Annotated in this window: 19 protein-coding genes and 1 tRNA gene; 4 read left to right on the top strand and 16 right to left on the bottom strand. The window is 72.3% G+C overall.

Features of this window, described 5'->3' with window-relative positions:
• Window positions 1-119: 119 nt before the first annotated feature.
• From ABZY11_RS08125 to ABZY11_RS08115, 3 genes are all read right to left on the bottom strand, one after another.
• The gene (locus ABZY11_RS08125) at window positions 120-653 is read right to left on the bottom strand and encodes a single-stranded DNA-binding protein (protein ID WP_356478333.1); all 534 of its coding nucleotides are present in this window, start codon (window positions 651-653) and stop codon (window positions 120-122) included.
• Window positions 654-752: 99 nt separating this feature from the next.
• Window positions 753-2,636 carry a GTPase gene (locus ABZY11_RS08120; protein ID WP_356478332.1) on the bottom strand — a complete coding sequence of 628 codons (1,884 nt, stop codon included), beginning with the start codon at window positions 2,634-2,636 and terminating at the stop codon, window positions 753-755.
• Window positions 2,633-4,285, bottom strand: coding sequence for a dynamin family protein (locus ABZY11_RS08115; RefSeq protein ID WP_356478344.1), 1,653 nt, complete (start codon window positions 4,283-4,285; stop codon window positions 2,633-2,635). Before ABZY11_RS08115 ends, ABZY11_RS08120 begins: the two co-directional genes overlap by 4 nt.
• Before the next feature lie 327 nt (window positions 4,286-4,612).
• Between ABZY11_RS08115 and ABZY11_RS08110 the strand changes: the two genes are divergently transcribed.
• Window positions 4,613-4,685, top strand: a tRNA-Arg gene (locus tag ABZY11_RS08110).
• A 167-nt stretch (window positions 4,686-4,852) separates the two neighbouring features.
• Here ABZY11_RS08110 and ABZY11_RS08105 read toward each other — a convergent pair.
• The 6 genes from ABZY11_RS08105 to ABZY11_RS08080 all read right to left on the bottom strand — a co-directional run bounded on the left by ABZY11_RS08105 (window position 4,853) and on the right by ABZY11_RS08080 (window position 13,402).
• Window positions 4,853-5,803, bottom strand: coding sequence for a sensor domain-containing protein (locus ABZY11_RS08105; protein ID WP_356478331.1), 951 nt, complete (start codon window positions 5,801-5,803; stop codon window positions 4,853-4,855).
• Between the two features lie 95 nt (window positions 5,804-5,898).
• Entirely contained in the window at window positions 5,899-7,410 is a 1,512-nt protein-coding gene (locus ABZY11_RS08100) for an FG-GAP-like repeat-containing protein (RefSeq protein ID WP_356478330.1), read from the bottom strand.
• 221 nt (window positions 7,411-7,631) lie between these two features.
• Window positions 7,632-8,099, bottom strand: a complete 468-nt coding sequence (locus ABZY11_RS08095; protein ID WP_356478329.1) for a DUF1772 domain-containing protein — start codon at window positions 8,097-8,099, stop codon at window positions 7,632-7,634.
• 47 nt (window positions 8,100-8,146) lie between these two features.
• Window positions 8,147-9,748 carry a von Willebrand factor type A domain-containing protein gene (locus ABZY11_RS08090; RefSeq protein ID WP_356478328.1) on the bottom strand — a complete coding sequence of 534 codons (1,602 nt, stop codon included), beginning with the start codon at window positions 9,746-9,748 and terminating at the stop codon, window positions 8,147-8,149.
• Between the two features lie 118 nt (window positions 9,749-9,866).
• Window positions 9,867-10,745 (bottom strand): ABC transporter permease, encoded by an 879-nt coding sequence (locus ABZY11_RS08085; protein WP_356478327.1) that lies wholly within the window; start codon window positions 10,743-10,745, stop codon window positions 9,867-9,869.
• Window positions 10,742-13,402 (bottom strand): alpha/beta fold hydrolase, encoded by a 2,661-nt coding sequence (locus ABZY11_RS08080; protein WP_356478326.1) that lies wholly within the window; start codon window positions 13,400-13,402, stop codon window positions 10,742-10,744. The genes ABZY11_RS08085 and ABZY11_RS08080 overlap by 4 nt, the downstream gene beginning before the upstream one ends.
• Before the next feature lie 190 nt (window positions 13,403-13,592).
• Here ABZY11_RS08080 and ABZY11_RS08075 point away from each other — a divergent pair, with 190 nt between their 5' ends.
• Window positions 13,593-14,156 carry a hypothetical protein gene (locus ABZY11_RS08075; protein ID WP_356478325.1) on the top strand — a complete coding sequence of 188 codons (564 nt, stop codon included), beginning with the start codon at window positions 13,593-13,595 and terminating at the stop codon, window positions 14,154-14,156.
• Between the two features lie 5 nt (window positions 14,157-14,161).
• Here the strand turns inward: ABZY11_RS08075 and ABZY11_RS08070 are convergent, their stop codons facing one another.
• Together ABZY11_RS08070 and ABZY11_RS08065 are read right to left on the bottom strand one after the other, a co-directional pair.
• Complete coding sequence (locus tag ABZY11_RS08070; RefSeq protein WP_356478324.1) at window positions 14,162-14,884, bottom strand: DUF981 domain-containing protein; 723 nt, start codon at window positions 14,882-14,884, stop codon at window positions 14,162-14,164.
• A gap of 63 nt (window positions 14,885-14,947) precedes the next feature.
• The gene (locus ABZY11_RS08065; protein WP_356478323.1) at window positions 14,948-15,553 is read right to left on the bottom strand and encodes a DUF4291 domain-containing protein; all 606 of its coding nucleotides are present in this window, start codon (window positions 15,551-15,553) and stop codon (window positions 14,948-14,950) included.
• Between the two features lie 214 nt (window positions 15,554-15,767).
• Between ABZY11_RS08065 and ABZY11_RS08060 the strand changes: the two genes are divergently transcribed.
• Together ABZY11_RS08060 and ABZY11_RS08055 are read left to right on the top strand one after the other, a co-directional pair.
• Window positions 15,768-16,496, top strand: coding sequence for a VC0807 family protein (locus ABZY11_RS08060; RefSeq protein WP_356478322.1), 729 nt, complete (start codon window positions 15,768-15,770; stop codon window positions 16,494-16,496).
• 131 nt (window positions 16,497-16,627) lie between these two features.
• Window positions 16,628-17,050 carry a hypothetical protein gene (locus tag ABZY11_RS08055; RefSeq protein ID WP_356478321.1) on the top strand — a complete coding sequence of 141 codons (423 nt, stop codon included), beginning with the start codon at window positions 16,628-16,630 and terminating at the stop codon, window positions 17,048-17,050.
• A gap of 65 nt (window positions 17,051-17,115) precedes the next feature.
• Here ABZY11_RS08055 and mmsA read toward each other — a convergent pair whose 3' ends face one another.
• The 5 genes from mmsA to iolC are packed head-to-tail and all read right to left on the bottom strand — an operon-like array spanning window position 17,116 to window position 23,310.
• Window positions 17,116-18,615: a CoA-acylating methylmalonate-semialdehyde dehydrogenase gene (gene mmsA / locus ABZY11_RS08050; RefSeq protein ID WP_356478320.1), complete on the bottom strand. Its 1,500-nt coding sequence runs from the start codon at window positions 18,613-18,615 to the stop codon at window positions 17,116-17,118.
• Window positions 18,616-18,627: 12 nt separating this feature from the next.
• The gene (iolD, locus tag ABZY11_RS08045) at window positions 18,628-20,508 is read right to left on the bottom strand and encodes a 3D-(3,5/4)-trihydroxycyclohexane-1,2-dione acylhydrolase (decyclizing) (protein ID WP_356478319.1); all 1,881 of its coding nucleotides are present in this window, start codon (window positions 20,506-20,508) and stop codon (window positions 18,628-18,630) included.
• Complete coding sequence (iolB, locus tag ABZY11_RS08040) at window positions 20,505-21,389, bottom strand: 5-deoxy-glucuronate isomerase (protein WP_356478318.1); 885 nt, start codon at window positions 21,387-21,389, stop codon at window positions 20,505-20,507. Before iolB ends, iolD begins: the two co-directional genes overlap by 4 nt.
• Window positions 21,386-22,315, bottom strand: a complete 930-nt coding sequence (locus tag ABZY11_RS08035) for a deoxyribose-phosphate aldolase (RefSeq protein ID WP_356478317.1) — start codon at window positions 22,313-22,315, stop codon at window positions 21,386-21,388. Before ABZY11_RS08035 ends, iolB begins: the two co-directional genes overlap by 4 nt.
• A complete protein-coding gene (iolC, locus tag ABZY11_RS08030) occupies window positions 22,312-23,310 on the bottom strand; it encodes a 5-dehydro-2-deoxygluconokinase (RefSeq protein WP_356478316.1) in 999 nt (332 codons plus the stop codon). Before iolC ends, ABZY11_RS08035 begins: the two co-directional genes overlap by 4 nt.
• Between the last annotated feature and the right edge of the window lie 58 nt (window positions 23,311-23,368).

Raw genomic sequence — 23,368 nt, 5'->3', positions numbered from 1 at the left:
CGTACAACCATTCCGAATCGGAATCGTTATCGCCGGTATCACTCGCGTTCGCCTACCCGGCCCGCCCCCGGCCTTCTTCCCGCCCGTATCGGGCCTGCCCCCGGCCCGCTTTCGACCCGTCACGGCACCGACGCAAGCTCCTGCACGGCCTTCTGACGACCCGTCGAACGCCTGCTCCCGGAACGGTCCGGCCCCCCGGACCCACCGGGGCCGTCCGCCCCGGCGCCCCCCTCCGGCTCCGCCGACGCGCCGGCCCTCTCCACGCTCCCCACCGGCGCCGTCAGCCCGGGTTCCCCCCTCAGCACCCGCCGGAACGCGGCAGTCCCCCGCGTCAGATCATGGCCCACCGCGACGGCCTCGATGTCCACGAACGTCCGGCGCTGCCCCTCCCGTTCCTCCTCGCGCACCTTCAGCCTGCCGTGCACGACGAGTGGTTCCCCGACGGAAACGGAACCGGACAGATTCAAGGCCAGGGTCCGCCAGGCCCACACGGTGAAAAAGCTGGTGTGTCCGTCCGTCCAGAGCTGTTTCTCGCGGTCCCAGCGGCGCGGCGTCACCGCGAACCGGAATCGCGCCATTCCGCCGGTCGCGGTCTCCCGGAACTCCACGCCCGTCGCCGCGTTGCCCACCAATGTCACCAAGGTCTCGTTCATGACTCCGCCTCCCCTTCGGCCTTCGGAACAGCGATCGCGTCCACGCGGTCACTGATCCCAGGCTGAGGGAGAGGCGGAAATCCTGCTGATGCCTGTGGACTACCCACCGGTTGTGGAAATCTCCGTCACCGCCGCGTACCTCTCCCGCACCTCGCGGTACCGCACAAGCTCGGCGGCCACCGGATCGAGCACCCGGGCCCGCCCGCAGGCCGCCGCCGTCTCGCGCAACTGCCGCTCGGCCTCCTGCCCGTACCGTCGCGCCGGCCCACGCGCCGCGGCCGCGCACGACCACTCCACGAGGGGGCCGCCGATGACCCCGGCCAGCATCACCAGGGCGGGCGTGAGGAACCCCGGTTCGAGCACGCCGACGATCTGGCCGATCAGCCAGAGGCCGCCGAAGATCTGCAGCAAGGTCATCGACGCCTGGGCCAGCACCGCGGCGGGCCACCACTTCGGCCGCGGCGGCCTCCCTCCCACGCGGCCGCTGTGCGCCACGCCGGAGGCCCCGGCCACGCCCGTCGCGACCACCGCCCCACCGCCCGAGGCGTGCTCGGCGCCGGCCCGTTCCGCCAGTGCGTCGAGCGCCTCCGGAAGCCCGTCCGCACCGTGCACCGCGGCCTCACGGACAGCCTGCGCCCAGGGGCCCGGCAGCCCGTCGGCGGCGTCGTCCGCCACCGTCCGTACCGCCTGCTCGACGCGCTGCCGGGCGGTGAGCTGCTCCTCGGGGGGCTCGGGCTGTGCCGGGCGATCCAGGCTGCCGGGCCGCCGGGTGGACTCGTACCAGCGCCACAGCCGCAGCCAGGGCGTGCCGCACGCCCGTCCGGCGTTCCTGCGCCACTCGCGCTCGGCCGCCTGGCCCGCCGCGGCCGCCCCGACGGCTTCCGCGAGCCGGTCGGCGAACTCCTCGCGGGCCTGTTCGCCGAGACCGGGCCGTCCCTCGGCCACGTACACCGGGCGGAGCCTGGCCGCGGCGGCGTCCACGTCCGCGGAGAGTCTGCGCGCCGCCGCGGTGCGCTCCTGGACGAACCGGCCGAGCACCTCGCGCAGTTCGCCGACGCCTTCGCCGGTGAGCGCGGACAGGGACATGACGGTGGCGCCCGGTTCGCCGTGTTCGCCCAGTGCCATGCCGTCCTCGTCGAGCAGTCGGCGCAGATCGTCGAGGACCTGGTCGGCGGCGTCGCCGGGCAGCCGGTCGATCTGGTTGAGAACGACGAAGGTGATCTCGGCGTGCCCGGCGAGCGGCCGAAGATAGCGCTCGTGCAGGGCCGCGTCCGCGTACTTCTCCGGGTCGACGACCCAGATCACGGCATCGACCAGCGCCAGTACCCGGTCGACCTGTTCCCGGTGTTCGGTCGCCGCCGAGTCGTGGTCGGGCAGGTCGACGAGTACGAGCCCCTGCAGGGCCTCGTCGGTGTCCGCGCCGCCCTGCTGCGGCCTGCGCCTGAGCCGTCCCGGGATGGCGAGCCGGTCGAGCAGCCCGGCGGCCCCGTCGGTCCAGGAGCAGGCGATGGGGGCGGCGGTGGTCGGCCTGCGCAGTCCGGTGTCGGAGATCGGGGCGCCCGCGAGGGTGTTGAAGAGCGTCGACTTGCCGCTGCCGGTGGCCCCGGCGATGGCGACGACGGTGTGCCGGGAGGAGAGCCGCTGCCGGGCCGCCGCTTCGTCGAGCACGCGTCCCGCTTCGGCGAGGGTGGCCCCGTCGAGCCGGGCCCTGGACAGCCCGACGAGTTCACGCAGCGCGTCGAGCCGCGGCCGGAGCGGGCCGCCGGAGGGCACGTAGGCCTCGACCTGGGGCGGCCGTACGTCGTCGTCCCGGTCGGTCCCGGGACCGGGGTCCGCCGCCTTGACCGCCGCCCGCCGGGCGATGAGCCCGTCGTTCCAGCCCCGGCCCGCCTCCGGCACCCGGGCCGGCACATCCGTGTCCCGGTCCTCGTGGGAGACGGGACTCGCGCCCCGGCCGGTCCCCTCGTCAGTGACGGCAGTCATCGCTGCCACCTCTCCTTCTGCAGTACGGACAGCGCGGCGATCAGTTCGGCCTGCGGCTCCGGGGCCACGTCGAGCGCGTCGAGCGGTGCGAGCCGCCGGTCGCGCTCGCCGTTCATCACCCGGTCGAGGCATTCGGTGAGCAGCGCCCCGCCCTTGTCGCGCAACCGCAGCGCGCCCTGGGCGCCGATGCGTTCGGCGAGCTGCTCCCCGGCGCCGCGGGTGCGGCGGCCGCCGAGCAGCGCGGCGGCCAGCAGCGCCGCCACCGTCCCGGCGTCGGGTGCGGCGCTGCGTTCCAGCCGGCGCACCTCTTCCTCGGCCAGCTCCTCCAGGACCCGCCACCACCGCCGTACGGCCATGGTGATCCGGCCCCGGATGTCCTCGGCGGGTCCCCATCCCCCGGCCTCCCGGCCGACGTCCTCGAAGCCGAACTCCCCGGCCGCGGGTTCGCGCTGCCAGGTCGTGCGGATCTGTTCGTCGGCGGCGGCCACGGCGCACTGCAGGAGTGCGGCAAGGCTTTCGACCAGCGCTTCGAGGAGTTCCTCCGAGGTGCTGTACTGCGGGTATCCGCGCCATCTGGTCCGGGCGTCCCCGGCGAGCACGCCGCCGCTGCGCAGCCTGCGCCGGACCCGGGCGCCCTCCCCGCGGTACGCGTCCTCGACCACGCCGGTCAGCCGCACGGCCGCCGCGTACTGCGCCGCGACGGCCCCGGCCAGTTCGGGCATCCGTACGTCCAGCGAGTCGATGACCCCGGCCGCCGTACGCCCGACCGCCTGCTGGCGGGCCGCCGGGTCCTGGGCGCGGTGGCTGAGCCAGGCCCGCAGCGGGGCGACGGCGGTCGTGGGCAGCAGGCCGCTGCCGCCACCGGCCGATTCGGGCAGCTCGGGAATGGTGAAGCGCGGCACCTCGCCGAGCCCCGCCCGGGTGAGCAGCGCCCCGTACTGCCGCGACACCTCGGCGATCACCTGGTGCGGCACCCGGTCGAGGACGGTGACGAGCGAGGCGTCGTACTGCTTGGCGGTACGCAGCAGGTGCCAGGGCACCGCGTCCGCGTACCGGGAGGCCGTGGTCACCATCACCCACACATCCGCGGCGCAGATCAGTTCGGCGGCCAGCACCCGGTTCCGCACCACGAGCGAGTCGATGTCGGGTGCGTCGAGCAGCGCGAGCCCGCGCGGCAGCCCCGGCGAGGTCTCGACCCGCAGCGAGGTCCCGTCCTCCTCCTCGCCCCCGTCGAGCCCGTCGAGGTCGTCGCACCGGCCGGGCTCCCCGGACTCCTCCGGCGGCAGCCAGACCCGGGTCAGCTGCGGCAGTACACGCACCCCCGCGAACCAGTGGTGGTCATCCGGATGGCAGACGAGCACGGGCGTCCGGGTGGTCGGCCGCAGCACCCCGGCCTCACTGACCGGCCGCCCCACCAGCGAATTGACCAGCGTCGACTTCCCCGCCCCGGTCGACCCGCCGATGACCGCGAGCAGAGGCGCTTCAGGATCCCTGAGCCGGGGAAGCAGATAGTCGTCGAGCTGGGCGAGCAGCTCACTCCGGGTCTGCCGGGCGCGCGCGGCCCCCGGCAGCGGGAGTGGGAGACGCACGGCAGCGACACGGTCGCGCAGGGCGGAAAGTGCGTCGATGAGCTGAGGCCGTACGTCCAAGGTCACCACATGCGAAGAATGCCCAATTTTGGCGCCTTTTTGAAGCGTATAGCCACCTCTGCGCGCCGGTTCTCCCCCAGGGATGAAGTCGGGACAGAGGGGATGAGTGGGGCGCAGGCATAACGAGTGCACAACACCCGGGGCGTGAGGCGTCAAAAGCGGTGCACGAATCCCACCCACCTGCGATTATCGGTTCGCTTCACCGAACCTCCACATCGTGCCACACAGGTGAAGCAACCAGGACGAGGCGATCGGAGCCCTATCCTTGTCCCGGCAGGTCACCGACCGGCCCGGCCCCAGGGCTCCAGGCCGCCGAGGCCACCACCGGCCCCCGTAGCTCAGTGGATAGAGCAGGCGCCTTCTAAGCGCTTGGCCGCAGGTTCGAGTCCTGCCGGGGGCGCACAGCGTGCACGGCCCTGAGGCCCTCCGACCAGGAGGGCCTTTTTCCTTGGTCGGGGGCACGCCGGCGAGCGTGCCGTAGTGGCGGCGTAAGGCTTGGTGGGCGGGCTGGTGGGGCGGCCGGGGACGGTTTCGCCCGGGTGCTCGGCGCCGGGCCGGCGCCGCGGCCTACCTCGCCGTTCGGTGCATGGTGAGGGCCAGGTGGACCTGTAGCGCGTGGTCGGCGAGTGCCTTGCCCGCCTCCTCGTGGGCCCTGGCCAGTTGGTCGGCGAGGGGGCCCGGCGGGGCGTCCAGCCGGGCCAGGCCGAGCATCATCGTGAGGGCCACGATGCGCTGTTGGGCGCCGTCGTGCAGATCGCGTTCGATGCGGCGGCGCTCGGCCTCGAAGGCGTCGACCAGCCGGACCCGGGAGCGGGCCAGTTCCATGACCCGTTCGTCCGGCTCCGCCGGTCCGGGGGTGAGCAGCAGGCGGGTCAGTTCCGCCCGCGCTCCGGCCAGCGTGCCCAGGACGTAGCAGCCGAGCAGCAGGAGTACGAGTCCGCCCGCCGCCGTCGCGAAGGCTTCGGGCCGGGTCGTGACCGTCCACAGCTTCACCACGCGGAACTCCGTGCCGTCCCCGTAGACCTCCATCAGTACGGGGGTGCTCAGCATCGCCAGCGGTGCGGCCGCGCAGACGGCCACCGCCAGGGCGTCGAGCGGCCACAGGACCACGGCGAACAGCAGCGCGTACCCGAGCTCCCACCAGGTCGCCCGTTCCCGCAGCCGGCATGCCGCCCAGCTCCGCAGCCCCGGTTCGGCCGGCCTGCGGTGCGGGTCCAGGACCGGGGCGGGGCCCATCAGGCCGAGCCTGCGTCGCTCCAGGGCCGCCACCGGAATTCCGGTCAGGGCCAGGAGGGCGAGCAGCAGCAGTCCGATCAGTACGACGGAGAGCGCGGCGCCCACGACCGCACCGGTCACGGTCACCACCAGGACGACCGCGCCGGTCAGGGCGCCGCTGATCAGGTAACCGGCCGACCGCCAGGGCCAGGAGGACAGCGGATAGCGGGGCGACGGCAGGGCCTGCCACACGGTGCCGGGGCCCGTGCCGGTGCCGGTGCCGGGGCCGCTCGTTCGGGTCATGGCCTCACCGTAGAAGGCGGCCCCGGGCGGGAACATCCGTGCTGCCCGAGTCCCGGGGGTAGGGCCGGCCCCACCCCCGGGGCCGGGCCGCGGGGTCAGCGGTTGAAGGACGATCCCAGCGTCGCGGCCGTCCCCACGGTGCCCAGCGTTCCGTGGCCGAAGGTGAACGAGCCCTTGGCCGTCGGGCCCGCCGCCGTGGTCGGGAAGACCCACAGGGAGCCGGCGTTGCCGTTCTCGCCGGGGGCGCCGACGGCCAGTTCGCTGCGGCCGTCGCGGTTGGCGTCGACCAGCCTGGCGGCGCCGCCGAACAGGTCGCCGGCCTCGGCCGCGCCGGGGACGTCCGCCGTGTCCTGGTTGAAGCCCACCGTGCCGGTCCCGGTCGGGCCGGACGCGGTACCGGGGAGGATCAGGACCGAGCCCGCGTCCTTCTTCGTGCCGATGTCCTCCTGGGGGACGCCGACGGCGATGTCACCGTAGCCGTCGCCGTTCATGTCGCCGATCGACAGCGACGCGCCGAATCCGTCGTGCACTTCGGCGGCACCGGGGACACCGGCGCTGTCCTGGTTGAATACCTTGGCCCGGTCGCCGCGCGGGCCGGTGGCGCTGCCCGGTACGTAGGTGATCATGCCGCCCAGGGCGAGCGGATAGTCCAGATCGCTGTCGTAGCCCTCGACCGTGCGGCCCACGACGAGGTCGGCGTACTTGTCGCCGTTGATGTGCCCGGCCGTGATGGTCTCGCCGCCCTGGAGGCGGTAGCCGTTGGGCCGGTTGACGGTGGTGTAGTCCTCGGTGAGACCGGTGGCACCGCCGTTACGGATCAGGATGCGCCGGGCGTCGTACTCGTCGCCGTCGTGGACGACGCCGGCCAGGTCGTCGCGGCCGTCGCCGTTGAAGTCACCCGCGGTGACGTCCATGTAGCGCAGATCGTCCATGTCGCGGATCTCCCGGACGGGGGCCGCCGCGCTGCCGTCGCGCTTGAACGGGCCGGACAGGACATGGATGTTGCTCATTTCGAGGGTGACGATGTCCATGGCGCCGTCGCCGTCGAAGTCGCCGACGGCGGCCTTGGAGCCGATCCCGTCGTACTGCTCGTCGCCGGTCAGGAGGGTCGCGCCGCCGGACAGCCCCTGCTTGCCGCCCCAGATGACGGTGAGCGAACCGGCCTGCTTGGACGTGCCGTTGCTCTCGCCGCCCGCGCCGACCACGAGGTCGCTGTATCCGTCCTTGTCGAGGTCGGCGGAGACCATCGAGCTGCCGAACGCGTCGCCGGTCTCGGCGGAGTCCGGTATTCCGGGTGAGTTCTGGGTGAAGACCTGCTTGGTGGAGGTCTGCGGCCCGTTCTTGGAGCCGTAGACCACACCCACGTACCCGGCCTTCGTCCTGCCGTCGACGGTGGCACCGGGCGCGGTGAACGCCAGGTCCGGGTAGCCGTCCCCGTTGAAGTCGTCGCGTCGTGGGGCCGGCGCGGGCACGGCCTCGCTCGCGGACGCCGACACCGAAGTCGTGGCGCGGTCGGGCGTCGACGCCTGGGCGGTGGGGAAGGTGATCACGGCGGTCGCCACGGTGATGGCGAGGACCACGGTGGTTCCTAGGGCACGGGATGCCACGTGGACTCCTTCGTTAGGTTTCGGAAGGTTCGGGTGGACAGTGCGGTGCGTCGGTGGAGCACCGGCGCTGCGCAGTCTCAGACCGGCGGCGGCGCGCGACGGTTGCCTCCCCGGAGCGACCGTTACAGCTCCTCCACCCGAACGGCAGGCGAACTCCGGGCGACGAAATCCGGTCGCCGTGGCCGGAGTTGAACAGCAGGATGCGCACCATCCGGAGGGCCCTAGAACTCCGCCCCGACCACGGCCAGCAGGGCGAACGCGGCGAGGGTCAGGACCGTCCGGATGCGGTGGAGCCTGTTCCAGGGGGACTCGAACGCCGCGCGGGCCGCGCTGTCGTCGCCTCCCTCGGATTCCGCGAGCGCCTTGTTCAGCGGGATGTTGCCGGCGATCGTGATCAGGTGGCCGGCGACCGCACAGACCAGCGCCGCGACGGCGAGCACCCGGCCCCGGCCGCCGTCGCCGCCGAGGGCCACGACGGCCGGGAAGGCGATCACACCGAGGAAGAGGACCAGGAAGGCCGGTCCCGGCACCTTTTCGTTGAAGCGGCGCATGGCCGCCGTGAACCGCTCGTCGGGCAGTGCCGCGATGCCGGGCATGATCGCGATCAGGAACGTCAGCATGAATCCGGCGTAGAGGCCCGTCGTGATCAGGGCGAGCGCCAGGAACAGGGAGGACAGGGAGGACGACATGAGGGACATCATGTCGCCATCCCTGTACTAATAACTGCCCTTCCCGTTCAGTCCAGTTCGCCCTCCCGCGCTCCATCGGAACCGCCGTCGCCCGCGCCGCCCCTGAGCCGGTCGGCCTGGCCGATCGCGGTCGCCAGCTTCCGGACCGACTCGTCCTCGGTCTCGGCGGCCAGCTTCCTCGCGTGCGAGGAGAGTTCGCCGAGGCCGGGCGCGCCGGGCAGCTGTTCGCCGCGCAGTTCCTCGGCGAAGTAGGCGGCCACCGCGGTCACTTGGAGGCGCTTGCTGTCATTGCCCCACAGCGGGCCGTCGATCGCGTCCGTCCCGACCGTGCCCTGCTGCTCGTGCGGTGCCCGGGTCCTGGGGTCCAGCCAGCGCACGGTCGCCGTCGCCACATGGCCAAAGGCGCCCGCCCGGAGACGTACGGCGTAGAGCGCGGTCACCGTGTGCCCGGGGCCGACCTCGCCGCCGTCCACGCGGTCGTTGCGGAAGTCCTCGTCGGCGACCTTGCGGTCCTCGTACCCGATGAGCTTGAACTGCTTGACGGTGTCCCGGTCGAAGGCGACCTGGGCCTTGGCGTCGCGGGCCGTCAGTTCGAGGTGTGCGGGCAACTGGTCGACGAAGACCTTGCGGGCCTGGTCCTCGTCGGCGATGTACGTGGTGTGGCCGTCGCCCCTGTTGGTGAGCTGCTCCATGAACGCGTCGCCGTAGTCGCTGCCGACGCCGACCCCGAAGAGGGTGATGCCGTGGTCGCGGCGGGCGGAGCCGATACGTTCCAGGATGGCCTCCGCGTCCGTCTCGCCGGTGTTGGCGAGGGCGTCGGAGAGCAGGACGACCCGGTTGTTGGCGCCCTCGACGCGGCCGTCGACCGCCTCGTCGTACCCGGTCCGGATGCCGGCTTCCACATTGGTGGAGTCGGTGGGTTCCATGGAGTCGACCCGGTCGCGGATCCTGCCCCGGTGGTCCCGCAGCCGGGTCATCGGCAGCAGGGTCTCGGCCTCGTCGCTGAAGGTGACCAGGGAGACCGAGTCGTCGTCGCGGAGTTCGTCGGTGAGGATGTCCAGGGACTTCTTCACCAGGTCCAGGCGGCCCGCCTCGGCCATCGAGCCGGAGATGTCGACGACGAAGGTGAGCGCGGCGGGCGGGCGTTCGTCACGGTCGGGGGCGGCCCGGGTGGCCAGGCCCACCCGCACCAGCGACCAGTCGTCGGCCTTGCCCCCGGCGCGGGCCCCGTCGACGTTCACGGTGAATCCGTTGCCGTCCGGGCGCCGGTAGCCCTGGCGGAAGCTGTTGACGAACTCCTCGGGCCGCACGGTGGACGGATCCGGCAGGCCGCCGTCGCCGAGGGTGCGGCGCGCGTAGCCGTACGAGGCGGTGTCGACGTCCAGGGCGAAGGTGGACAGGTAGTCGGGCGGTGCGGACTCCCGCAGCCCGTCCTGCTTCTGCGCGCCGTCGCTGTCGGCGGCGCCGCCCGACGCGGCGGCTGCGGGAGCCGGGAGCGGGCCGCCGCCCCGGCTGTCGCTGGTGGCCTTGTTCTCGCTCGCCGTGCCCGAGCACCCGGTGAGCAGCACCCCGCCCGCCAGCAGCGCACCGAGTGCCCCCCGCCATGTCAGCCCGTACCGCCTCGCGCACTCGCCTGTCCGGCGTTCCATCGCCTGCCCCCAACGTCGTCGTATCAGCACTTGTGAATGTGACGTGCGAGACGGCGCCGAGGAGCCGACGAGGACATTGCGGATGGATCTCGATGCGGCAACAGGCCGGAACCCTGGCTCAGGACACGATGTCCTTACGACTGAACCCCCGGAAGGCGAGAGCGAACAGGATCAGGGCATACGTCACCGAGATCGCCGCCCCCTTGGCCATACCGGCCCATTCCAGATCCGGCTGGAGCGCGTCCGCCCAGGCGAACTGCCAGTGCGCGGGCAGGAATTCGCGCCAGGTCCCGAGCGCGGTGACGGCGTCCAGCACATTGCCGACGATGGTCAGCCCGACCGCGCCGCCGACCGCGCCCAGCGGTGCGTCCGTCTTCGTGGACAGCCAGAACGCCAGCCCGGCGGTGACCAGTTGGGACACGAAGACGAACGCGACGACGAGCGCGAGCCGCGGCACGGTCTCCGAGGCGGCGAGCGCTCCTCCGGTGGGCAGCCGGAGCGGCCCCCAGCCGTACGCGGCGGCTCCCGCGGCCAGTGCGACGAGCGGCAGCAGCACCATCGCGGCCAGGCTGAAGCCGAGCGCCACGACGAGCTTGCTCCACAGCAGCCTGGCCCGCGGCACGGGCGCCGCCAGCAGATAGCGCAGCGACGACCAGCCGGCCTCGGAGGCGACGGTGTCCCCGCAGAACAGCGCGACCGGGATGACCAGCAGGAACCCGGCGGAGACGAACAGGCAGGTCGCGGCGAAGTTCGCGGCCGACGCGGTCGCGGTGTCCATCAGGGTGATCCGGTCGCTGCCGCCGCCCCGCGAGTCCGGGGTGCCGCCGATCGCGAACGCGACGATCAGGACGAACGGCAGCGCGGCCAGCACCCCGCCCATGATCAGGGTGCGGCGCCTGCGCAGCTGGCGTACCGCCTCGACGCGCAGCGGCAGGGTGTGCCGGGCCCGGTAGCCGGGGGCTTCGGCGGTCCCGGTGAGATCGACTGCGGCACTCATGCGGAGCCTCCGGAGATCAGGGTGAGGAACGCGTCCTCCAGGCGGCGGTGCGGTCCGACACCGGTCAACGGCACGTCCAGTTTGACCAGTTCGGCGATCAGCCCGGACGGGGTGGCGCCGTCGAGCCGCACCAGCAGCCCGAGTCCGTCGTCGGTGCGGACCGCCGAGCCGATGCCCGCGAGCGCGGCGATCTTCTCCGCGAGCGGTTCGGTGACCTCCTGCGCGGTGGTGACGAGCAGCATGTCGCCGGAGCCGGTGATCTCGGCGACCGGGCCCGCCTGGACGAGCCGGCCGCGGTCCATGACCACGAGGTGGGTACAGGACTGTTCGACCTCGGAGAGCAGGTGGCTGGAGACGATGACGGTCCGGCCCCCGGCCGCGTAACGGATCATCACGTCACGCATCTCGCGGATCTGGGGCGGGTCGAGGCCGTTGGTCGGTTCGTCGAGGATGAGCAGGTCCGGCAGGCCGAGCATGGCCTGGGCGATGGCGAGCCGCTGCCGCATGCCCTGCGAGTACGTACGGACGGCGCGGGCCAGGGCGTCGCCGAGCCCGGCGATCTCCAGGGCCTCCTCCATGTGCGCGTCCTCGGCGGGGCGCCCGGTGGCCTGCCAGTACAGCTCCAGGTTGGCGCGCCCGGACAGGTGCGGCAGGAAACCGGCGCCCTCGACGAACGAGCCGACCCGTGACAGCACGGGTGCGCCCGGCCGGATGGCCTGCCCGAAGACCCGGATCTCGCCGTCGTCGGGGGTGATGAGCCCCATCAGCATGCGCAGGGTCGTGGTCTTGCCCGCGCCGTTGGGTCCGAGGAGGCCGAGCACCTGTCCCTTCTCGACCCGGAAGGAGAGGTCCTTCACGGCGTACCGGTCGGTGGACCTGGCGTACTTCTTGGCCAGGCCGGTGACCTGGAGGGGTACGTCGGCCAGTGCCGGATCGGGTGCGGGCGTCGCGGTGCGGCGGCGGGCGGTGAGCAGCAGCACGGCGGCGATCAGGACGGCGGCGCCCGGGAGTCCCCAGGTCCACCAGGGCAGGGTGGCCGGTGCGGTCTTCAGCGCGGGCGCGGTGGGGACGGTCAGCGGACCGGCCGGGGTCACGGTGTACGTCGTCGGCTCGGCCGGTGAGGCGTAGCCGAGGTCGGTGGCGGAGAGGACGAGGCGGAGCCGGTGTCCCGCGTCGAACCGGTGGTCGATGGCGGGGAGGGTCAGCCGGATCTCCTTGCCCTGCCGGTCCGGGGTGATCCGGAAGGGTGCGACGAGCTGGGAGGGCAGCAGCTGCTGCTTGCCGTCCGGCGACACGTCGTACACCTTGCCGAACAGCACCGCGTCGCCCCGCTTCGCCTCGACGTCGACCCGGACGGCCGGCGAGCCGGTGACGCTCAGCGGTTCGTCCAGCGGGGCCGAGTCGAAGCGGGCGTACTGTCCGGGGAAGTCGATCGAGAGCCCGACGCCGAGGGACGAGAGCTGGGCGAGGCCGCCGCCGACTCCGGGGACGGCGGAGATGGCGGGCGGGCCGGCCCCGGCGGGGTTGCGGAACGTCTTCGTGTCCCGGCCCAGGTCGACGCCCTCCGTGCCGTTGTCCAGCCCCGGGTACGTATCGCTGCTCGCCCCGCGCAGCAGGGCGGCCCCGTCGGTGGAGTCGATACCTCCGGTCCGGGTGACGCGGAAGCCGGGGCCGGTGTCGGCGCCCTTGTCGTCCTTGAGGTACCGGTCGAACCATCCGCCGATCCGCCGGTGCACCCGGTCGGTCTCCAGGTCGCCGCCGTCGTGTCCGCCGGCGATCCAGTCGACGGCGACCGGTGCGCCGTTGCCGCTGATGGCCCGGGCCATGGCGTCGGCCTGGCCGAGCGGGAAGAGGGAGTCGGACTGTCCCTGCACGATGAGCGCGGGCACCTTGATCCGGTCTGCGACGGCGCTCGGTGAACGTTCGGTCAGCAGCGCACGCGCGGCGGCGTCCGGCTTTCCGCTGACGGCGACCCGTTCGTACATCTCGCAGAGCTGCTTCTCGAACTTCTGGCAGCCGCCCCCGGTGGTGACGAAGACTCCGGCCCAGAGCTTCTTGAAGACCCCGTCGGGGAAGAGGGCGTCGGCCAGGTTCCAGTAGGTGATCTGCGGTGCGACGGCATCGACGCGCTTGTCGTACCCGGCGGCGAGGAGCGAGACGGCTCCGCCGTAGGAGGCCCCGGTGACCCCGACCCGGGGGTCGCCCTCGACGTCGAGCTCCACCTCGGGCCGGTCCGCCAGCCAGTCGATCAGCCGGGACACGTCCTTGACCTCGCGGTCGGGGGCATTGAGCGCGATCTCCCCGCCCGACTTCCCGAAGCCGCGGGCGGACCAGGTCAGCACGGCGTACCCGGCACCGGCCAACTGCTCGGCCTGCGCCCGCACATCGTCCTTGCTGCCGCCGAAGCCGTGCCCGATCAGCACGGCCGGCCTGCGCTGCGTGCCCCCGGTGGTGAAGTACGAGGTGTCGATGGACACGCCGTCCATGCGCATCATCCGGTCCTGGCGCTGCACGGCGGGCCCGCCGTCGTCGGCAGTCGCGGTCCAGGTGCCCGCACCGGCCAGCACGACGAGCGCCGCGAGGCCCGCGGCCCACCGGCCGCGTGGGCGGGGCAGCAGTCGCCGCCACCGGGACGTACGCGCAATAGGGGTCTCCATGGTTCACGACCCTAAGCCGACAGTCGCCGTGCGCAGGCAGCCGCCAGGGGGAACTCTCCGACCTTCTTGCGGCGTACGGCACTCCCCCGCCGTACTCCATGCGCGGTATGCCACGCCGTTCGGGCGGGCGCGTTCGACACGGCCGCGTAATCGGATCGCGGGGGCCCACGTGGGCTGGCACCCTGCCGACATGAATCACGCAGAGGTACTGCTCATCGGCGGGCGCGCGGGCGTCGGCAAGTCGACCGTGGCCTGGGAGGTTTCGGCGCAACTGAGGGCCGCCGAGGCGGCGCACGCGGTCCTGGAGGGCGATCTGATGGGACAGGTCCATCCGGCGCCGAAGGGCGATCCGCACCGCGCGCGGATCACCGAGCGCAATCTGACGGCGGCCTGGTCCAACTTCGCGGAACTCGGCTACCGGCGCCTGATCTACACGAACACGGTGAGCGTGCTGCCGGAGTCGGCGGCGATGTTCGAGCGTGCGATGGGTGCGGACGTACGGATCGTCCGCATCCTGCTCACCGCCTCCGATGCCACGACGTACGACCGGCTCTCGGGACGCGAGATCGGCTCGGAACTGGACCGCGAGGTGGCGAACAGTCTCCGCAAGGCCCGTCTCCTGGACGAGCATTCACCGGCGGACACGGTCCGGGTGGCGACGGACGGGCGGAAGGTGACGGACATCGCGCGCGAGTTGGTTGCCGTCACGGGGTGGGTGGACCCGGCCGTCCGACCGGGTCCACCGCGGTCCTGAGTGACTCACATGGTGTTGATGACGAGGCCGATGTGGGTGAAGTAGTTGAGCCCTCCGAAGACCAGGAACACCAGTCCGGCCAGGCCCCAGACGACTCCGATGACCGGAGCCATCCAGCTCCTGGGCCGGTGCAGCGCGAACGGGAAAAGGAGCGCGCCGATGCCCACGAGGACGTACAGCCCGGACATGAAGCTCGCTTCCACCATCGGCCACTTCGCGAATTCGCCCGAGACGGGTTCCTCGGGCGGCGCGGCGAAGAGCGTGTACTTCCAGCCCGCGGCGGCGATCCCGAAGCAGGCGAGCCCGAGGCCGAACACGAAGACGGAGATGGGTGAGGCGACGCGGGCCGTGCGGACGATGCGGTCGGCGCTGTTGAGTTCGGCGCCGCGTTTCCAGAGGTAGAAGGAAGCGGCCAGCAGAAAGACGCCGAAGGCGAGGGCCGGCTCGCCGAAGATGACGTTGTCGAACGGGAAGCCCTGTCCGGCGAGCGGCCAGGTCAGGGTCATATGGAGGCCGGTGGTGACAAGAGTGAAGCCGACGGCCCCGAACGCCAGCACCCAGCCGTCGGGGGTGATGGTGCGCCCGGACGTGAGGAGCTGACGCCCCAGCGCCACCACGAGCAACAGCCCGGCACCGGCGGCCACCGCCATGATCGTGTTGTACGTCGGCATCCTGGCCCAGTCGATCTTCAGGCCGGATGCCGCCAGGGGGATGGCATGGTGGGTCATGCGCGGAGCGTAACGCCAGGTATATCCCTTATGGGGCATTAACCCTTTTGCCCGGGTCACGGGTCAGGCTGTCGCCCCCGCCGCGAGCGCCGCGCCGGACGGCGGGTACGGGGACTCCCGCGGCAGGAGTTCCGCCGCCTCGTCGAGCCGCCCGGCCCGCACCAGTTCGTGGATCTGCCGGGCGAGCGGGGTGACGTCGCGGATGGAGACCGTCCACTCGTCCGCGTACCGCCGTGACGCCTCGCCGGAGAGCCCGAGCTGGAGGGAGCGGTACGGCAGCCGGTCCAGGCGGAGGTCGCGCTCGGGGTCCCACTGGACGCGGGCCGGGGCGCGGCGCAGGTTCTTCTGCCAGGTGGTGCGGTCCGGGTGGACTCCCCTGACATAGTGCGAGAGTTCGGCGTTCTCCAGGGCCCAGTCGAAGCCCTCACGGGTGATCTCGACGGCCAGGACGGTCTCCTGACCCTCCTTCATGGCCCAGCCGCAGCGGTACATCATCCACAGGAAGCTCGGCTTGATCCATGTCATGCGGTCGCGTTTCCAGGCGTCGGGGAAGCGCCCGTCACGGACGGCGGGAAGGCCGATGAAGGGTGCGTACGCCTGGTAGACGGTGACGGTGGTGGCCGTGTGCTGGGCGCGGATCTCGTACGGCGGCCTGGTCGGAGCGGTCATGGCCCCCATCTGAACACCCGTTCGCCGGGCGCGGCGAACGGTTTACGGGCGTAACGAAGTCCAGGTGGGCGGACGTGTCACCGGCGGGGGCTGACATTCGTCATACGGAGCCCGGTACACGCGGCTCTGCCGGGCACCGGGTCCCGGCGGCCAGTCTGTACGTATCGAGAGCGGGGCCGCGAAGGCACCCGCCGAAGCGGGAGAGGAACCCCTCATGACCAGCCCGGCCGCCACCGTCACCGCCCCGGTCGCAGATGCCCCGGCCGCCACCGCCCCGTTCGCGCCGCGCAGGGCCCTGCTGGACAGCCTGATGCCGCTGCTGGTGGATGTGGGGGTGCCGCTCGTCTCGTACTACGCGCTGAAGGCGGCGGGCCTGAGCACCTTCGCCGCGCTGGCCTGGAGCAGTGTGCTGCCGGCCGTGCGCACCGTGTGGGGCGTGCTGCGCGAGCGCCGGCTCAACGGACTGGCGGCGCTGATGGTGACGGTCAACGCGGTCGGGCTGCTGACGAGCCTGGCGGTCGGGGACCCGCGGCTGATGCTCGCCAAGGACAGCGGGGTGAGCAGCATCATCGGGCTCGTCATCCTGGTGACCGCGCTGAAGGGGCAGCCGATGATGACCGCGGGGGTGCGGCCCTGGCTGGTCAAGGGCGACGCGGCCAAGGACACCGCCTGGCAGCGGCTCTCGGCCGGGTCGGCGGCGTTCCGGCGGGCGGAGATCCGGTTCTCGGCGGTGTGGGGTGCGGCGCTGCTGGGCGAGTGCGTGGTGCGGGCCGTGGGGGCGTACACGCTGCCGGTGGAGACGATGGTGTGGCTCGGCACGGTGGTCATGGTGGCGACGATGGTGTGCGCGTTCCTGGTCTCGGGGCGGGTGGGCGCGGTTCCGATGGAGCGGATGCTCGCCGAGGCGGTCGGTGCCGGGAAGACTGCGGACACCGCCCGCTGACGGGCCCGGGATGCCCGCTCGATTACCCCGGAGGTAATTGAGTGGGCCCCGTGCCCGTCCCTACCGTTCCCGGACAGGCACGCGGTTCTTCGTTGCCTGCGCGACTGCATGACAACGGAAGGAAGACCCCCATGATGTCGTCCCAGAACGCGAGCGCGGTCCGGTCGGCGGACACCGCCCGTTCCGACCGGCTGCTCCGGTTCGCCCTCGTCTCGGACGTGCTCCTCACCGGGGCGAACGGCATCGGCTATCTCGTGCTCGCCACGGTCCTGGACTCGTTCCTCGGCGTGGACCGCTCGGTGCTCTACCCGGTCGGGGTGTTCCTCACGGTGTACGCCCTGTGGGTGCTGGCCGTCTCCCGCCAGGAGAACATCGGCCGCGGCGCGGTCGCCGTCATCATCGCCCTGAACACGGCGTGGGCCGTGGCCGGTGTGGTGATGGTCGCGGTGGACGCGCTGACCGCCACGGGCGTCGGCGACTTCTGGATCGTGTTCCAGGGCCTGGCGGTGGCGGCGATGGCCGCGCTCCAGTACGCGGGGCTGCGGCGGCTGTAGGACGTACGGCGACGGCCCGTACGGACGCGGGCGCATCCGTACGGGCCGTCGGGCCGGGCCGCTGATCAGTGGTTGCGGGGGAAGCCCAGGTCCACGCCCGCCGGGGCGTCGGCCGGGTCCGGCCAGCGGGTGGTGACGACCTTGCCGCGGGTGTAGAAGTGCACGCCGTCGTTGCCGTAGATGTGGTGGTCGCCGAAGAGCGAGTCCTTCCAGCCACCGAAGGAGTGGTAGCCCACCGGCACCGGGATCGGCACGTTGACGCCGACCATGCCGGCCTCGATCTCCAGCTGGAAGCGGCGGGCGGCGCCGCCGTCGCGGGTGAAGATCGCGGTGCCGTTGCCGAACGGCGAGGCGTTCATGAGGGCGACGCCCTCCTCGTACGTCTCGGTGCGCAGGACGCACAGCACCGGGCCGAAGATCTCGTCCTTGTACGCGTCCGAGTCGGTGGACACGTGGTCGAGGAGGGAGAGGCCGATCCAGTGGCCGTCCTCGAAGCCCTCGACGGTGTAGCCGGTGCCGTCCAGGACGACGTCGGCGCCCTGGGCGGCGGCGCCCGTGACGTAGGAGGCGACCTTGTCCCGGTGGGCGGCGGTGATCAGCGGGCCCATCTCGGACGCCGGGTCGTTGCCGGGGCCGATCTTGATCTTCTCGGCGCGCTCCTTGATCTTCGCGACGAGCTCGTCGGCGATGGAGCCGACCGCGACGACCGCGGAGATCGCCATGCAGCGCTCACCGGCGGAGCCGTAAGCGGCGGAGACGGCGGCGTCGGCCGCGGCGTCGAGGTCCGCGTCCGGCAGCACCAGCATGTGGTTCTTCGCACCGCCGAGCGCCTGGACGCGCTTGCCGTTGGCGGAGGCGGTGGTGTGGATGTAGCGGGCGATCGGGGTGGAGCCCACGAAGGAGACCGCGGCGACGTCCGGGTGGTTCAGCAGCCCGTCGACGGCGACCTTGTCACCGTGCAGGACGTTCAGCACGCCGTCCGGCAGGCCGGCCTCGGCGGCCAGCTCGGCCAGCAGGTTCGCGGCCGACGGGTCCTTCTCGCTGGGCTTGAGCACGAAGGTGTTTCCGCAGGCGATGGCGAGCGGGAACATCCACATCGGCACCATGGCCGGGAAGTTGAACGGGGTGATGCCCGCGACGACGCCGAGCGACTGGCGGATCGAGGAGACATCGACCCGGTTGGAGACCTGGGTGGACAGCTCGCCCTTGAGCTGGGTGGTGATGCCGCAGGCCAGCTCGACGATCTCCAGGCCGCGGGCGACCTCGCCCAGCGCGTCCGAGTGCACCTTGCCGTGCTCGGCGGTGATCAGCGCGGCGATCTCGTCGCGGTGGGCGTCGAGCAGCGCCCGGTAGCGGAACAGGACCGCGGTGCGGGCGGCCAGCGAGGACGTGCCCCACGTGGCGTAGGCGTCCTTGGCGGCGGCGACCGCGGCGTCGACCTCTTCGAGGGAGGCGAGCGCGACCTGGGTGGTGACGGCGCCGGTGGCCGGGTCGGTGACCGGGCCGTAGTTGCCCGACGCGCCCTCGACGGTCTTGCCACCGATCCAGTGGTTGACGGTCTTCATGACAAAACTCCTTCAGAGGTGGTGGCGTCGGTCGGTGACGTGACGGTCGTACGCTTCCCGGGCTTTCACGGCCGACGGCCGGGTGGCCGTTTCGGCTACGGGAACATCCCACCACGCCTGCGCCGGAGGGGGGCCCGACACAGTGTCTGCCGTTTCGGTCTCGACGTAGACACAAGTGGGACGGTCGGCGGCACGCGCCTCGGCGAGGGCTTCGCGCAGGTCACGCACCGTCTTGGCAGGCAGCACCCGCATCCCGAGCGAGCCGGCGTTGGCCGCCAGATCGACGGGGAGCGGCGGGCCGGTGAACGTGCCGTCCGCGGCCCGGTGCCGGTAGGCCGTGCCCAGGCGCTCGGCGCCGACCTGCTCGGAGAGGCCGCCGATGGACGCGTAGCCGTGGTTCTGGAGGACGACCAGCTTCACGGGAAGTTCCTGCTGCACGGCGGTGACGATCTCGGTGGGGTTCATCAGATAGGTGCCGTCGCCGACCAGCGCCCAGACGGGACGGCCGGGGGCGGCGAGCTGGACGCCGATCGCGGCCGGGATCTCGTAGCCCATGCAGGAGTAGCCGTACTCCACGTGGTACTGGTGCGGGGAGCGGGCCCGCCAGAGTTTGTGCAGGTCGCCGGGGAGCGAACCGGCCGCGTTGATCAGGATGTCGTCCTCGGTGACGAGGGCGTCGAGGAGGCCGAGGACCTGGGCCTGGGTGGGCCGGGCGTGCGGGTCCTCGGCGGTGAACGCGGCGGTGACGCGCTGCTCCCACTTCTCCTTGGCGTCGGTGTACTCCGTCTCGTAGGCGGGGTCGACGCGGTGGTTGCGGGCGGCGAGCGCGGCGGTGAGGGCTTCGAGCGCGGCGCGGGCGTCGGCGACGAGCGGGAGGGCGCCCAGCTTGTGGGCGTCGAAGCCGGTGATGTTGATGTTGAGGAAGCGGACCGCCGGGTTCGAGAAGAGCGTGCCGGAGGCGGTGGTGAAGTCGGAGTAGCGGGTGCCGATGCCGATGACCAGGTCGGCGGTGCGGGCCAGCTCGTCGGCGGTCGCCGTGCCGGTGTGGCCGATGCCGCCGACGTCGGCGGGGTGGTCGTGGCGCAGCGAGCCCTTGCCGGCCTGGGTGGCGGCGACGGGGATGCGGGTGGCGGCGGCGAACGCGGCGAGGGTCTCCTCGGCCGCGCTGTGGTGGACCCCGCCGCCCGCCACGATCAGCGGCCTGCGGGCGCTGCGCACCGCCCGTACCGCCCGGTCGAGTTCGTACGGATCGGGGGCGGGCCGGCGTACGTACCAGACGCGCTCGGCGAAGAACTCCTCCGGCCAGTCGTACGCCTGGGCCTGCACGTCCTGCGGCAGCGCGAGGGTCACGGCACCGGTCTCCGCCGGGTCGGTCAGGGTCCGCATGGCCTGGAGGGCGGCCGGGACCAGGGCCTCGGGGCGGGTGATCCGGTCGAAGTAGCGGGAGACGGGGCGCAGGCAGTCGTTGACGGAGATGTCGCCCGCGGACGGGACTTCGAGCTGCTGGAGCACGGGGTCGGCGGGCCGGGTCGCGAAGGTGTCGCCGGGCAGCAGGAGGACGGGGAGGTGGTTGACGGTGGCGAGGGCGGCGCCGGTGACGAGGTTGGTGGCGCCGGGGCCGATGGAGGTGGTGACGGCGTGCGCGGAGAGCCGGCCCGACTGGCGGGCGTAGCCGACGGCGGCGTGCACCATGGCCTGTTCGTTGCGGCCCTGGAGGTAGGGCATCGTACGGCCGGACTCGACGAGTGCCTGGCCGACCCCGGCGACGTTGCCATGGCCGAAGATGCCCCAGGTGGCGCTGATCAGGCGCTGCCGTCGGCCGTCGCGCTCGGTGTACTGGCGGGACAGGAAGGACACCAGGGCCTGTGCGGTGGTGAGCCTGCGGGTACTCATGAGCGCTCCTCCGTCGCGTGGAACGGGAGTCTGGGGTCCACCGGCTGCGCGGGCCAGGTGTCGCGGATCCAGCCGTGGTCCGGGTGGTCGCTGATCAGCCACTCCCGCTGCTCCCCCGGGCCCGCCATCACATTGAGGTAGTAGAGGGTGCGGCCGGGGGAGGCGATGGACGGGCCGTGCCAGCCGTCGGGGATCAGGACCGCGTCGCCGCTGCGGACCTCGGCGAGGACGTCCGTACCGCCGTCCCGGGACGGCGACACCCGGTGGTAGCCGAGGCCGTCGTGCTCCACCTCGAAGTAGTAGATCTCCTCCAGCACGGACTCGGCACCGGGGCGGTGCTCGTCGTGCTTGTGCGGTGGGTAGGACGACCAGTTGCCGCCGGGGGTGAGGACCTCGACGGCGATCAGCCGGTCGCACTCGAAGGTGTCGGCGGCGGCGAAGTTGTTGACCTGCCGGGAGCAGTTCCCGGCGCCGCGCAGCTCGACGGGTACCTCCGGCGCGGGGCCGTAGCGAGCGGGGAGTCGTCGCTCGCACTTCGCTCCTGCCAGGGCGAAGCGGCCTCCAGCGCCGGAGGCGATCTGTGCATGGGCGTCACGCGGTACATACGCGAAGTCGGATACCCCGCTGAACACGCTTTCCCGGCCCAGCAGTTCAAAGATCTCACCTGAGGAGTGCACCGTACAGCCACCGGTCAACGGCAGCACGATCCACTCGCTCTCCCCGGTGACGAGCGTGTGAACTCCGCCGGGCGCGAGTTCGAGGACACGCAGGCTCGACCGGTCCCAGCCGGCCCGCTCCGGGTCGATGTCGAGCGTGTAGGAGCCGCTCGCCGCGCTCCCGGCCTTCAGGTGGCACCGCGATCCGCCGTCGTCCGTCGTCATGTTCCCGGCTCCCTCTCTCTCGGTTCCGTTCCTCTCGGCTCCAGCAGCGAAACGGCCGTGTCGACGGCCGCGGCCACCTCTCCGTCGGCCGGGTAGAGCAGCGAACGCCCCACCACCAGCCCCTGGACGGTGGGCAGTCGCAGCGCGGTGCGCCACTTCTCGAACGCCCCGTCCAGGTCGTCGCCCACCTCCCCGCCCAGCAGCACCGCGGGCAGCGTCGACGCCTCCATCACCCGGGCCATGTCGTCGGGGTCCTCGGTGACGGGGACCTTGAGCCAGGTGTACGCGGAGGTCCCGGCCAGCCCGGACGCGATGGCGATCGAGGTGGTGACCGCCTCCGCGCCGAGGTCGTTGCGGACGTGGCCGTCGGTGCGACGGCAGAGGAACGGTTCGACGAAGACCGGCAGCCGGTGCGCGGCCATGGCGTCGATGGCGCGGGCGGTGGCATGCATGGTGTCGAGCGAGCCGGGGTCGTCGTAGTCGATACGGAGCAGCAGTTTGCCCGCGTCGAAGCGGAGGCGGGCGAGGTCTTCGGGGCGGTGTCCGGTGAACCGGTCGTCGAGTTCGAAGGCCGCGCCCGCGAGTCCGCCGCGGTTCATCGAGCCGATGACGACCTTGTTCTCCAGCGCGCCGAGGAGCAAGAGGTCGTCGAGGATGTCGGCGGTGGCGAGCACTCCGTCGACGCCGGGGCGGGAGAGGGCCAGGCGGAGCCGTTCCAGCAGCTCGAAGCGGTTGGCCATGGCCAGTGCGCGGTCGCCGACGGCGAGGGAGCCGCGGGCCGGATGGTCCGCCGCGATGATCATCAGCCGTCCGCCGTCGCCGACGAGGGGGCGTCTGCGGCGTCGCGCGGCGGCTTCGGCGACGGCCTCGGGGTGGCGCATGCGCAGCTGGACGAGTTCGGAGACGGAGGAGGCCGGGGGCGTCATGGGGTGGCTCCGGTGTGGCGGGAGGTGACGGCACCTTCGGTCAGGGCCGCTTCGACCTCGTACGGGAACGGCATCGCGGACGAGCAGGCGAGCCGGGAGGCGACGATGGCCCCCGCGGCGTTGGCGTACCGCATGATGCGCCCGGTCTCCCAGCCCGCGAGGAGCCCGTGGCAGAGCGCCCCGCCGAAGGCGTCACCGGCACCGAGGCCGTTGACGACATCGACGGGCAGCGGCGGCACTTCGGCCACCGCGCCGTCGCGGTGGACGGCGAGCACGCCCTCGGGGCCCTGTTTGACGACGGCGAGTTCGATGCCCGCGCCGATCAGGGCGCGGGCGGCGGCGTGCGGTTCGCGCTCGCCGGTCGCGATCTCGCACTCGTCGAGGTTGCCGACGGCGACGGTGGCGAGGGCGAGGGCCTCGCGGTAGCGGGCGGTGGGGGTGGAGCCGGACGCGGGTTCTTCCGTGGTGTTCCAGAACATCGGGCGCCAGTCGAGGTCGAAGACGGTGATGCCGGAGCGGTCGCGGGCGCGCAGTGCGGCGAGGGTCGCGGTGCGGCTCGGTTCGGCGCACAGCCCGGTGCCGGTCATCCAGAAGACCCGGGCGGACCGGATCGCTTCGAGGTCCAGTTCCGAGGTGTGGATCTCCAGGTCGGGGGCCTTGGGCTGCCGGTAGAAGTAGAGGGGGAAGTCGTCGGGCGGGAAGATCTCGCAGAAGGTGACCGGTGTCGGATATGCGTCGACGGGCGTCACCCACCGGTCGTCCACCCCGAACTCCCGCAACTGGTGGTGGAGATACTCCCCGAAGGCGTCGCGGCCGGTGCGTGTCACCAGCGCCGTCCGCCGGCCGAGCCGGGCCGCCGCGACGGCGACGTTGGAGGGTGAGCCGCCGAGGAACTTCCCGAAGGTCTCGACCCGGGCCAGTGGCAGACCGGTCTGCAGGGGGTAGAGATCCACACCGATCCGCCCCATGGTGATGACGTCGTACCGCTCAGGCATAAGCATCCCTTCGACCGGCGTCCGGGGTGACTGCCCCCAGGTCTAGCCCTCCCCCGGA

It is taken from the genome of Streptomyces sp. NPDC006510 (assembly GCF_040611955.1).
Taxonomy (GTDB): Bacteria; Actinomycetota; Actinomycetes; order Streptomycetales; family Streptomycetaceae; genus Streptomyces.
This window is presented reverse-complemented; position numbering and strand designations above follow the sequence as displayed.